Annotated in this window: 12 protein-coding genes and 1 tRNA gene; all 13 read right to left on the minus strand. The window is 41.1% G+C overall.

Going from position 1 to position 12,063, the window contains the following annotated elements; all coding sequences use genetic code 11:
* Positions 1 to 579 precede the first annotated feature (579 nt).
* Positions 580 to 1,656 carry a peptidoglycan DD-metalloendopeptidase family protein gene (locus ACH10T_RS08520; RefSeq protein ID WP_394808875.1) on the minus strand — a complete coding sequence of 359 codons (1,077 nt, stop codon included), beginning with the start codon at positions 1,654 to 1,656 and terminating at the stop codon, positions 580 to 582.
* 19 nt (positions 1,657 to 1,675) lie between these two features.
* Positions 1,676 to 2,338 (minus strand): protein-L-isoaspartate(D-aspartate) O-methyltransferase, encoded by a 663-nt coding sequence (locus ACH10T_RS08525; RefSeq protein WP_394808876.1) that lies wholly within the window; start codon positions 2,336 to 2,338, stop codon positions 1,676 to 1,678.
* A 49-nt stretch (positions 2,339 to 2,387) separates the two neighbouring features.
* A complete protein-coding gene (surE, locus tag ACH10T_RS08530) occupies positions 2,388 to 3,131 on the minus strand; it encodes a 5'/3'-nucleotidase SurE (protein ID WP_394808877.1) in 744 nt (247 codons plus the stop codon).
* Positions 3,132 to 3,228: 97 nt separating this feature from the next.
* Positions 3,229 to 3,305, minus strand: a tRNA-Pro gene (locus ACH10T_RS08535).
* A gap of 63 nt (positions 3,306 to 3,368) precedes the next feature.
* The gene (locus ACH10T_RS08540) at positions 3,369 to 3,749 is read right to left on the minus strand and encodes a MerR family transcriptional regulator (RefSeq protein ID WP_394808878.1); all 381 of its coding nucleotides are present in this window, start codon (positions 3,747 to 3,749) and stop codon (positions 3,369 to 3,371) included.
* Entirely contained in the window at positions 3,727 to 4,035 is a 309-nt protein-coding gene (locus tag ACH10T_RS08545) for an integration host factor subunit alpha (RefSeq protein WP_394808879.1), read from the minus strand. The genes ACH10T_RS08540 and ACH10T_RS08545 overlap by 23 nt, the downstream gene beginning before the upstream one ends.
* Before the next feature lie 182 nt (positions 4,036 to 4,217).
* A complete protein-coding gene (pheT, locus tag ACH10T_RS08550) occupies positions 4,218 to 6,584 on the minus strand; it encodes a phenylalanine--tRNA ligase subunit beta (protein WP_394808880.1) in 2,367 nt (788 codons plus the stop codon).
* Positions 6,585 to 6,626: 42 nt separating this feature from the next.
* Positions 6,627 to 7,646 (minus strand): phenylalanine--tRNA ligase subunit alpha, encoded by a 1,020-nt coding sequence (gene pheS / locus ACH10T_RS08555; protein WP_394808881.1) that lies wholly within the window; start codon positions 7,644 to 7,646, stop codon positions 6,627 to 6,629.
* A gap of 111 nt (positions 7,647 to 7,757) precedes the next feature.
* A complete protein-coding gene (rplT, locus tag ACH10T_RS08560; RefSeq protein ID WP_292925836.1) occupies positions 7,758 to 8,117 on the minus strand; it encodes a 50S ribosomal protein L20 in 360 nt (119 codons plus the stop codon).
* A 12-nt stretch (positions 8,118 to 8,129) separates the two neighbouring features.
* Positions 8,130 to 8,327 carry a 50S ribosomal protein L35 gene (gene rpmI, locus ACH10T_RS08565; protein ID WP_394808882.1) on the minus strand — a complete coding sequence of 66 codons (198 nt, stop codon included), beginning with the start codon at positions 8,325 to 8,327 and terminating at the stop codon, positions 8,130 to 8,132.
* 120 nt (positions 8,328 to 8,447) lie between these two features.
* Complete coding sequence (gene infC / locus ACH10T_RS08570) at positions 8,448 to 9,002, minus strand: translation initiation factor IF-3 (protein WP_394808883.1); 555 nt, start codon at positions 9,000 to 9,002, stop codon at positions 8,448 to 8,450.
* A 55-nt stretch (positions 9,003 to 9,057) separates the two neighbouring features.
* Positions 9,058 to 10,965 (minus strand): threonine--tRNA ligase, encoded by a 1,908-nt coding sequence (gene thrS / locus ACH10T_RS08575; protein ID WP_394808884.1) that lies wholly within the window; start codon positions 10,963 to 10,965, stop codon positions 9,058 to 9,060.
* A gap of 87 nt (positions 10,966 to 11,052) precedes the next feature.
* Positions 11,053 to 11,808: a hypothetical protein gene (locus tag ACH10T_RS08580; RefSeq protein WP_394808885.1), complete on the minus strand. Its 756-nt coding sequence runs from the start codon at positions 11,806 to 11,808 to the stop codon at positions 11,053 to 11,055.
* Positions 11,809 to 12,063 lie beyond the last annotated feature (255 nt).

Consider the following 12,063-nt stretch of genomic DNA (forward strand, 5'->3'; position numbering starts at 1 on the left):
CAGAGAAATTCCGTTTGCGCGTGCCTGCCAATTCATCTCAAACCAGAATTCTTACTTGGCAGCGCATATCTGACCGCTGAATTTCTGAGTATGCTCTAGGAGTCTGTCGGATTTAAGCAAGCGTAGCGAGTCGAGTGGGAGAATGAGTGCCTATTTTCTCTATTTTGAGGTGCATAGTCGATCTATGCAACGAGAGATTGAGGAAATATGGATCGTTATCCCACTGGCGCAGTAGATTGACCTTAAGTCCGACAGACTCCTAGGTAAACTTAAAGGTGTTGGCTCCAAAGTTGTCACGCCAGAACAAATGGATTTATCCCGATTAAGTGCTGAGAATGCAAGGCTGAAACGGGAATTCCCCTCGCCGAGATACGTACGATATTAGAAAGCTCTGCACAACCGCGTAAATCTTACCCTGATACTGGAGAAGAATACCAAGAAATGACACTTGTTACGCGTCATTTTGGTAAAGGATGAAGTTTTTTCCATTTTTTAATAGAGTTTTCCCCCTTATGCAGCATTTTGACGGACTCTCTCCTTGTGTGGCTTTCCAACTCACAAAGTCACCTAGCCCCTTGATTACGATTGGTGTGGCAAATATTCCAGTGGATCTACCGGCTTGCCATGTTTGCGTATCTCGAAATGTAATTGAATTGTATCGGTGTCTGTATTACCCATTTCTGCAATTTTCTGGCCTTTGGCTACTACTTCCCCTTCTTTGACCAGAAGTTTACTATTGTGCGCATATGCACTGAGGAATGTATTGTCATGCTTGATAATAATCAGATTCCCATAGCCGCGTAAACCATGTCCACTATAAACCACCTCGCCCGCAGCGGATGCTAGAACCGGTTGTCCTGCCTGCCCCAATATCTTTACGCCTTTGGAATTTTTTGAAAAAGATGATAGCAATTTTCCCGTTGTCGGCCATATCCACTCAGTATTAGAATGATCGGAAGCCTTATCAAGTGTAGATGGATCAGGTTGAGGAGCCCCCTCAATTTTCGTATTTTTCTCTGCTGTCGTTGATAGGGCGGGAGAAGATTGTGCCGTCGGCAATGGGCTTTTTACTGGGTATTGCAATCGAGCCACATTCTGCTCTGAGAAAGGTAATTTAAGCGCTTTAGGGCTTGTTTTCACTTTACCCGCATTGACAATATTATTGCTTTCCTGAGGAATTGCATTCTTTGCATCCGATGGATGTATGGCCGGATCAATCGTCGTTGCTATGGGTTGCTGAGGTAAAGCAAACAATTCAGGTTGCGAATCTTTCGCTAGCATTGACAAACTAATCCTTTGTCCCGGCCGGATAGACTTTGGATCAGAAATACCATTCCACTCTGCCAATTTCTTAGAATCGATGCCATGACTCAATGCAATACCGTACAACGTATCCCCTTTTTGAACGATATAAAACTGATTGCCTGGAGTACTTGATTCAATTGGTTTTGTTGATCTCGATGAACCGCTCTTTACACTATCGACTACGGACACTGGCGGCTGTGTTGTACTGCATCCAATCAGCAGAAAAAAAGCTAGCAGCAAATAAAAATTAAAAGGTAATGATTGTAGCCGCCTTGATAACCCAATAAATATCTTAACGAGATATTTATAGATATCAATATCGCTCAGCCTGATCGTTGCAACATTTTTCATTTTAATATTCCCTGCGCCGCTATTTTTTTACAACCCCTGCTAGTAAGGGTACAAAATTCACCTCTTCCAATACAGTTTCAGTATAACTTTGGGAATTCCGTTCAATAATACACAAATTCTGTTTCTGAGTTCCTTTGGGGAAAACCATCCTACCGCCCACCACCAGTTGCTCCAATAATGAAGCAGGAACATGGGTTGTCACAGCTGTCATGATAATACCATCAAACGGCCCTGCTTCCGCGAGCCCTAACAAACCATCCGCATGCTTCAAATAAACATTCTTGATCTGCAATTCCTGCAATCGAATTCTGGTACGTGTTAATAATGGCCCTATACGTTCTATCGAGTAAACTTTTTGCGCAATCTGTGCCAGTACGGCAGTCTGATAGCCACAACCTGTTCCAATTTCCAGCACTTTTCCTAAAATAGAATTTGCACGTAATAGCTCACTCATACGCGCAACAATCCATGGGCTGGATATCGTCTGTCCATAATTTATGGGTAAAGAAACATCTTCATAAGCCCGGCTTGCCAGCGCTTCTTCAACAAAAATATGACGAGGAATTGTACCGATAGCTGATAAAATCACTTCATCAGAAATTCCTTGTGCACGTAAGCGTTCAATCATTCGCATACGTGTGCGCTGAGAAGTCATACCAATTCCAGAATGACGAACATTCACCAATTAGTATCCATAAAATTCAAATCATTCAAACATAACAAGTACCTACCTAGATATCAAGCCAACTTGTTATGAGATCCAACTGATCATATCGTGTTAGATCAATCTGTAGCGGGGTTACCGAAACTCGATTATGCTGAACTGTATAAAAATCCGTACCTTTTCCTGCATCTTGTGCAGCACCAGCTGCACCAACCCAGTATAGGATTTCTCCACGGGGACTTTTCGACTTGATCACCGGTTCTGCTTTATGGCGTCGTCCGAGACGAGTAACTTCAATCCCTTCAAGTTTCTGATACTCAATATCAGGTACATTAATATTCAACAAAACCGGACTCTGAATACCATTTTCTCTAAACCGTTTTACCATATCAGCGGCTACACGCGCAGCTGTTAAGTAATTTTCATTCGATGAACCAACCAAAGAAACAGCCAGCGAAGGAATTCCAAGTAGAAACCCTTCTGTAGCGGCAGCAACAGTTCCTGAATAAATCGTGTCATCGCCCATGTTAGCACCACTATTTACACCAGAAATGATCATATCCGGCATTACATCAAGCATACCAGTCACTGCCAGATGAACACAGTCTGTTGGTGTTCCATTGACATAATAAAAACCATTATGGGATTTATGTAAGCTTAGCGGACGATCCAGCGTTAACGAATTACTGGATCCACTGCGATCCCTTTCGGGTGCGACAACTATGATTTCTGCAATTTCTGAAAGTACATCAGCAAGACATGCAAGACCAGGCGCAAAATATCCATCATCATTACTAAGCAATATGCGCATTTTTATAAGTTTATGTTAGCCACCGGATGGTCAAACGGACTTTCCTACACATTAAACTCAGCATCAATCATATTTAAAAAGATGAGTACTTATCAAATGGTCGGGGCGAGAGGATTCGAACCTCCGACCACTTGCACCCCATGCAAGTACGCTACCAGGCTGCGCTACGCCCCGAACAGTAAATTATAACAAACAAAACACCCAAACTTTATAGACTATTACTGAAAAATCATTTCTTTAAGAAAGCAATTGCGACACAATACTTCTAATTTCACGCCGAACATAGCCTAAATCTGCTGCTGTGGATATCGGACTAACAATAACTTCTTCTATTGGAGGCAGCTTATTGTCGCTATGGTCCAAACGATTACGCGCCCCATTGATCGTAAAACCTTGATCGTAAAGCAATTCTCTGATACGTCGTATCAATAATACTTCTTGATGCTGATAATAACGACGATTACCACGGCGCTTGACAGGTTTTAGCTGCGTAAACTCTTGTTCCCAGTAACGTAATACATGCGGCTTAACGCCACAAAGAATACCCACTTCTCCAATTGTGAAATACCGTTTGGCTGGAATTGGAAGCGGGGGGTTATTTACTTTTTTGTTTTCCATGATAATTCTTCTCAACCAAAGCTTTTAACTTCTGACTGACATGAAATGTTACTACACGACGCGCAGTAATCGGGATTTCTTCCCCTGTTTTTGGGTTTCTGCCTGGACGTTGCGGTTTAGCGCGCAGTTGAAAATTACCAAAGCCTGACAGTTTCACTCCCTCTCCATTTTGCAACGCTGTACGCACTTCTTCATAAAAAGACTCAACCATATCCTTTGCTTCACGTTTATTAAGTCCCACATTCTCAAACAATAAATCCGCTAATTCAGCTTTTGTTAATGCCATACTTTACTCCATCACGTTATTAATTTTATAGCTCTAACTCAACAATATTTAGATTCATTAAACAATGGCGCTTTTATAAGACAGATTAGTAACTTATCTCATAAGTAAAACCACAAAGAATAAATCCAATTAACTATTCAAATTCCAACAACAATCAATCGATGTAAATGCTGAAGCAAGCATCAATCGCGTAAAGTTGCACCAAATTTATTTTTTAAAACTTCAACTAAGTTTGCCACAGCAAAATCAATCTCTTTATCCATCAATGTTTTCTCAGTATCTTGTAACAACACACGGAATGCAAGACTTTTTTTGGTATTCTCCATACCCTTGCCACGATAAATATCAAATAATGAAATATCCGATACAATAGCCGATTTTTCTGCAAACAAACAGGTCAAAAGTGAATGTACGCTAATATCACTTTCAACAATTATTGCGATATCACGCCGCACCGGTGGAAACTTAGAAACCTCCCTAGCAATAGATAAGGACTTAAATATTAGACTCTCTAAACTTATTTCGAATAACATCGTATTTTTTTGCAACCCATATTTCTTTTGCCAACGGGGATGCAACTCGCCCAACCACCCGATCGATTTGTCTTCGATACAAATTTGTGCGGATCTACCCGGGTGCAATGCCGGATGGAGAAATTTCTTAAAATGAATAGTCCGTCCCCTGCATAAAACTTCTACATCTGCTTTGACATCATAAAAATCTACATTTCTCGCCGGTACTCCCCATTGCTCAGATACGACATCCCCATAACTAAGTCCTGCAATTCTTTCTACTTGCTTGCATTCACTTTTGCCATCTCTTACAAAGCAACAACCTATTTCAAATAAGCGTACTCTGGTTTGTTTCCGGTTTAAATTAAATTGCAAATTGGATATCAAACCACCTATCAATGTACTCCGCATTACACTCATTTGACTCGCAATCGGATTCTTTAACGTAACTGGTGTGCTGTTATTGACAAAATCAAGCTCCCAATCCGCATCCACAAAAGCATAGTTAATAACTTCCTGATAATCGCGAGCTACTAATAATTGCTTTATCTCCATTGGAGAACGCTCTGTTTCGGATGCTGGCAGCATCGCCATATTTGCATGCGGGAAATGGGCAGGTATATGATCATAACCATAAATGCGCGCCAGCTCTTCTATAAAATCTTCTTCTATCGACAAATCGAAACGATAGGACGGTGGCTTTACATTAAAAGTATCCGCTTTCACTGAAAATTCAAATCCCAAGCGCTTAAAATAATCACTTACTTGCTGCTTGTTGACGTCGATACCCAATATTCGTTTTATCCGATTGATACGCACATTAACAACAGATCGCTGCGGCAATTTATGTTTTACTTCAGTCACTGGGCCTGCTTGACCACCGCAAACAGTTTGTATTAGGTAAGTAGCGCGTTCCAATGCATCTCTGGTCGCAGCAAAGTCTACACCACGTTCAAAACGATAAGCAGAATCAGAACTGAACCCAAGTTGAAATGATTTACCACTGATCGCATTCGGATTGAAAAACGCGCTCTCGAGAAAAATATCTGTCGCACCTTGCGTCACGCCACTATCCAGTCCACCCATAATCCCAGCTAACGCTAGCGGTCTATGCTCATCTGCAATCAACAGCATTTCTGGATCTAAATTGACTTGACTGCCGTTTAACAATTCTATGCTTTCATGAGAAAACGCGTAGCGAACTTGAATAGCACCGGTAATCTTGGCCAGATTAAAAGCATGCATGGGCTGTCCGGTTTCCAGTAATACATAGTTAGTGATATCGACTACTGGATTAATAGACCGGATCCCGCTACGTTCCAGTCGTTGTATCACCCATAAGGGCGTTAACACATCGAGATTAATGCCACGCAATATCCGTCCGCAATACAGCGGACAAGCATCAGAGGAAATTACCTGCACTGCTAGCATATCTTCAGTTTGGCTAGAAACAGAATTTATCTCTGGTAAAAGCAGTTCGACTGCTGCTATAGCCGAAACCTCGCGTGCCACACCGAGCACGCCAAGACAATCAGCGCGATTAGGTGTTAGTTTTAATGTAAAAATGCGATCATCAAGTCCATAGTAACCACGAAAATCTGCGCCTACCGGCGCTTCATCGGGAAGTAATAACAAACCATCAGCCACTTCACTGATACCTAATTCTTTAGCCGAACACAACATGCCAGCTGAGTCGATGCCACGCAGCTTCGTTTTTTTGATCGTAAAACCCGGCAAATTTGCGCCAATTAATGCACAGGGCACTTTCACGCCAGCGCTCACATTGGATGCGCCGCAAACAATTTGCAATGCCTCTTCCGCTGTTTTTCCTATCTTGACATTGCAAACTTTTAGCCGGTCTGCTGTTGGATGTTCCTCGACTGAAAGAACTTCAGCTACAACGACTTTATCAAAGGCCGCTGCTACCGGTTCAACGCTTTCAACCTCGATTCCTGCCATCGTTAGTACATGGGCAAGCTCCTCACTCGAGTGAGAAGGATTAACAAAGCTGCGTAGCCAGTTTTCAGAGAATTTCATGAGAATCTGCTGCTCTTAATAAAATAGGTAAGATAATCAGTTTCAATTAAATTGTTTAAGAAAGCGCAAATCGTTTTCAAAAAACAACCTCAAATCATTTACACCATATCTGAGCATTGTCAAACGTTCCACCCCCATCCCGAAAGCGAATCCAATATATTGTTCACTATCAATTGCTACGTGACTTAATACATTTGGGTGGACCATCCCACATCCGAGCACTTCCAACCAACCTGTATGACTACAGATGCGACAACCTTTACCATTGCACATGACACAGCCGATATCCATCTCAGCAGAAGGCTCAGTAAATGGGAAAAAAGATGGCCGGAATCTTACAGGCAGGTCATCACGCTCAAAAAAATGAGCCATAAAATTAGCCAGAATGCCTTTTAATGCAGAAAAATTGGCATTTTCATCAATCCATAAGCCTTCAACCTGATGAAACATTGGCGTGTGAGTCACGTCAGAATCGCATCGATAAACCCGTCCAGGTGCAATTACTTTTATTGGCGGTTGATTATTCTGCATATAGTGAATTTGGACCGGCGATGTATGTGTGCGAAGCAAGTTGCCATTATCAATATAGAATGTATCATGCATTGCCCGTGCAGGATGGTTTTCTGGAATATTTAGAGCAGTAAAATTATAAAAATCAGTCTCTATTTCAGGCCCCGAAACCACATTAAAACCGATCGAATGAAATAGTGCTTCAATTCGCATTAAAGTTTGCGTTACTGGATGTAAGCCACTGATTCCCGTCCCTCTACCAGGCAAAGTAACATCCAAAGCCTCCTCGGTTAATTTAGCTTCCAGCTCCTTTGCTTGAATCGCATTCCGTCGGCTTTTAAGTGTTTCTTCTAATCGATTTTTTGCTTCATTTATTTGGCTTCCCATGGCAGGGCGCTCTTCGACAGGAAGCTTTCCTAGTCCTTTGAGTAATTCAGTAAGAACACCACTCTTACCGAGATAACGCGCTTTCACATTCTCCAATTCAACAGGGTCTTCGATGCCATCCATCAGGCTTGCTGCTTCACTAATAATTTCTTCCAAATTTCTCATGTAAATTCAATATCTCAGATTAAAGAACTGGTGCTATATCGATTAATTTCACAAGAAAAAGGGAGGCCAAGGTTTTACCCGGCCTCCCAGTATCTCTTTTTTTACAACAAATTATGTGGCTAGACTGGCTTTTGCTTGTTGCACGATTTTTTCAAAAGCACCCTTATCAAATACAGCCAAATCAGCCAGAACTTTTCTATCAACTTCAATACTTGCTTTCTTGAGGCCATTCATAAATACACTATACGACAGTCCGCATTCACGAGCAGCCGCATTGATACGTGCAATCCACAAAGCTCGGAATTGTCTTTTACGTTGCCGGCGATCTCGATACGCATATTGACCAGCCTTCATAACGGCTTGCTTGGCTATGCGATAAACATTCTTACGACGTCCACGATAGCCCTTGGCCAGATCTAATATTTTCTTGTGCCGCGCATGAGCGGTTACACCACGTTTAACTCTTGGCATGATTGTTCTCCCTTATGCGTACGGCATCATAGCGCGAATAGATGCTGCATTGGTGGAGTGAACAGCCGCAATACCGCGTAATTGACGCTTATTTTTAGTTGTTTTCTTAGTCAGTATATGACGTTTGAAAGCTTGCGAGCGTTTGATACTCCCACTCGCTCTAAACTTAAAGCGCTTTGCTGCGCCACTTTTAGTTTTCATTTTGGGCATAACTACTCCTCATTTAACATGAAACCAGGTGTTTTCATCATTGAAAAACTTCCAAAACCTGGTGATCACTTATTTTTCACATAATTTACAACAAGAAACCTTGTAAGCAACAAGTACTGACTATGATGCTACTGATGAATCTTCCTCTGCCGCTTTTGATTTATCGGCTTTAACGTCTTTCTTTTTAGGCGACAACACCATAACCATCTGCCGCCCTTCCATTTTTGGAAATTGCTCCACTACTGCAAAAGATTCTAAATCATCTCTCACGCGTTCTAACAAACGCATACCAAATTCTTGATGTGCCATTTCACGTCCACGGAAACGCAATGTTACCTTAACTTTATCACCTTCATTGAGGAAATTAGTTAAGTTTCTTAATTTAATATTGTAATCACCTTCATCTGTATTAGGTCTGAATTTAATCTCTTTTATCTGAACTTGTTTCTGTTTTAATTTCGCATCATGTTTTTTTTTGCTTTCCTGATAGCGAAACTTACCATAATCCATCAAACGGCAAACAGGTGGCTGCGCTGTCGGTGCGATTTCAACCAGATCTACCCCTGCTTCATCCGCTAAGGTTATTGCACCAGCAAGTGTAACAATACCAACTTGCTCTCCATTCACACCAATTAAACGTACCTCTGGCACATCAATCTCTTCATTGATGCGCACTGATTTTTCCTGAGCTATGGCAAATTCTCCAAGATTAGTTTACTAAAGAAATTAATTATATTTTTAAATAGATCTCTTCTTTAAGACGTTCCAGCAAAGCTTGACATGTCATTTGACCAAGATTCTCACCTGAACGATTACGAACAGCAATCATATTTGTTCGTACTTCTTCATCCCCGACTATAATTTGATAAGGAAGCTTCTGCAAGCTATGCTCCCGAATTTTATAGGTTATCTTCTCATTTCTCAAGTCTAAACTGGCTCTAATACCATGTTGCTTTAATTGAACGGTCACTTCCTGTGCATAATCAATCTGTGTACGAGAAATATTCAATACCACAACCTGCTCAGGCGATAACCACAAAGGTAATGCCCCCGCATAGTTTTCTATTAATATGCCAATAAATCTTTCTAGAGATCCAAGAATAGCTCTATGCAGCATAACTGGCACCCGTCGTGAATTATCTTCTGCTACATATTCAGCACCCAAACGTTCCGGCATAGAAAAATCCAGTTGTAGTGTACCGCATTGCCACACCCGTCCAATGCAATCCTTTAATGAAAATTCAATTTTAGGTCCATAAAACGCACCTTCTCCAGGCTGCAGCTCCCATCCAAGCTTAGCTTCATTTAGTGCGGCATCAAGTGCTGCTTCTGATTTATCCCACTGTGCTTCTGACCCGACACGCTTTTGTGGTCGTGTTGAAAGTTTAACCAAAAGCTCTTTAAAACCAAAATCAGAATAGACAACTTTCAATAAATCGATAAACTTAACAACCTCATCCTGTATTTGATCTTCTGTGCAAAAAATATGTGCATCGTCCTGAGTAAATGCACGTACTCGCATAATACCGTGCAACGCCCCCGATGCTTCATTTCGATGACATGAACCAAATTCAGCCAATCTGATAGGCAGCTCACGATAACTTCGCAATCCCTGATTAAATATCTGTACGTGACCGGGACAATTCATTGGTTTTATTGCGAAATCGTGCTCAGCTGAATTGGTAGTAAACATATTCTCACGAAAATTCTCCCAATGGCCTGACCGTACCCACAAATCCTTGTCCAAAATCTGTGGTGTTCGTATTTCCTGATAGCCATTTTGATGCAGTATATTCCTCATATACTGCTCTATCTGTTGCCATAATATCCACCCTTTTGGGTGCCAGAACACCATACCAGGCGCTTCATCTTGTGTATGAAATAAATTGAGCAGTTTTCCAAGCTTTCGATGATCTCTTTTTTCAGCTTCTTCTAAACGATGCAAGTAGTTTTTCTGATCATCCTTATTTATCCAGGCTGTTCCATAGATACGCTGAAGCATTTCATTATTTGAATCGCCTCGCCAATAAGCTCCTGCCACCTTCATGAGCTTGAAAATTTTTATCTTTGAAGTTGTTGGAACATGTGGTCCTCTACAAAGATCGGTAAAATCCCCTTGCGAATACAGTGATAGATCTTGATCACCCGGTATCGATTCAATTAACTGCGCCTTATAGTGCTCACCTTGCTGCTTAAAATAATTAATTGCTTCAGTGCGCTCCAGTATTTTTCGTTCTACCTTTAAATCTCGTTTACTAATTTCAAGCATGCGTTTCTCAATCGCAGTCAAGTCTTCTGGAGTAAATGGCCGCTTATAAGAAAAATCATAGTAGAATCCATCATCGATAACCGGCCCAATTGTAACCTGTGCTTCAGGAAAAAGTTCTTTTACTGCATGGGCCAACAAATGTGCACATGAATGCCGGATAATTTCCAATGCCTCGGTATCTTTCTCTGTAATGATAGAGAGATCGCTATCGCTCTCAATTTGACTGGATACATCAGTCAGTTTTCCATTAATTTTTCCAGCGATTGCCGCACGAGCAAGCCCTGGGCCAATCGCCGTAGCAACATCTAGCACAGTTACGGGGTAATCAAAAATACGCTCAGATCCATCTGGTAAACGAACAACAGCCACAGACATTCCTTCCAAGTAATTATGTTTAACAAAAAATAAAACTTTTATAAGTTATCTCATACTTTCTAGAATCTATTTGGTAAATAATCATTTACTCAGTGATGTTTTATACCAGTTATTCATTTTTTGCAAACCGTTTAAAATTTTTGGTGAAAAACCAATGGCTACTGCATCAACCAAGCAATACCATGCAGCGACACCACTGGGCGGATTTCCTTGAGTCCAGTTAAAAATAGGTTCAATTGACGCCCACTTCCAAGTTCCAGCCGCTGTACCAATAATTTCCAGCCAAGTGCAAATAAAAAAGGCGCCCAGATAGACCATCGGAGATCGACCTTTGAATAAGCAAATTACAAAAATACAAAATAAAAATGCACCTACCTGATCACCTTGTTCAGATATGCCACTAATACCCCACAGTGACCACAAACCACCAATAACAATAACAGAAATAGCTAGCTTCCTAGCATTCATTAAGAAAAGTCTCGACCGCGCAAGCGCTACAGCTGTCAAATATACCATTCCATGGCCAGGCGGGACATAAGCAGGTACGTTTCCAAATCGATAGGTATACCCTTCCATATAAATCGAAGCAAAGTGCTCTCCTGCGGTAGCAAATGCCACAGCAACAATAACTTGCATTCTTACTTCTTTATTTTCCCCAACTAATAATCCAATTAAAAAGATCCAAGCTATAACACCTAACTGTTTTTGGATTTCAGTGCCTGCACTACCATCAATTACCAAGCTCACCGCAACACAGAAGAAAGTAAAACCTGCTATAAAATAATCTCTATTTCTATGTGGGTAATCAACATCAATCTTTGGAAAATGATTCAGCATATTGCACGCATAAAACTTCAATGTAATAAAAAACCCGCCATAGGCGGGCTTACTCAATTATATTAGAAAATTCCGGCATTAATCTAGCTAAAAAGTAATGCGAAAATATCACAATAAATTTAATCTACTATTAATTTAGTAAATTTCAGGATAACTAATCCTCATCCTCATCCTCATCCTCATCACTCTGAGCTTCATCCTCTCCACTACCACCAACATCCTCTTCTTTCTGTAGTACCAACTTACCTGCTGCCA

The organism is Nitrosomonas sp. (genome assembly GCF_043753625.1).
Taxonomy (GTDB): Bacteria; Pseudomonadota; Gammaproteobacteria; order Burkholderiales; family Nitrosomonadaceae; genus Nitrosomonas.

What these genes read in the sequence shown, in the direction of transcription:
- ACH10T_RS08520 (WP_394808875.1), bottom strand. Translation starts at nt 1,656, where the DNA reads ATGAAAAATGTTGCAACGATCAGGCTGAGCGATATTGATATCTATAAA.
- surE (WP_394808877.1), bottom strand. Translation starts at nt 3,131, where the DNA reads ATGCGCATATTGCTTAGTAATGATGATGGATATTTTGCGCCTGGTCTT.
- ACH10T_RS08540 (WP_394808878.1), bottom strand. Translation starts at nt 3,749, where the DNA reads ATGGAAAACAAAAAAGTAAATAACCCCCCGCTTCCAATTCCAGCCAAA.
- ACH10T_RS08545 (WP_394808879.1), bottom strand. Translation starts at nt 4,035, where the DNA reads ATGGCATTAACAAAAGCTGAATTAGCGGATTTATTGTTTGAGAATGTG.
- pheT (WP_394808880.1), bottom strand. Translation starts at nt 6,584, where the DNA reads ATGAAATTCTCTGAAAACTGGCTACGCAGCTTTGTTAATCCTTCTCAC.
- pheS (WP_394808881.1), bottom strand. Translation starts at nt 7,646, where the DNA reads ATGAGAAATTTGGAAGAAATTATTAGTGAAGCAGCAAGCCTGATGGAT.
- rplT (WP_292925836.1), bottom strand. Translation starts at nt 8,117, where the DNA reads ATGCCAAGAGTTAAACGTGGTGTAACCGCTCATGCGCGGCACAAGAAA.
- rpmI (WP_394808882.1), bottom strand. Translation starts at nt 8,327, where the DNA reads ATGCCCAAAATGAAAACTAAAAGTGGCGCAGCAAAGCGCTTTAAGTTT.
- ACH10T_RS08580 (WP_394808885.1), bottom strand. Translation starts at nt 11,808, where the DNA reads ATGCTGAATCATTTTCCAAAGATTGATGTTGATTACCCACATAGAAAT.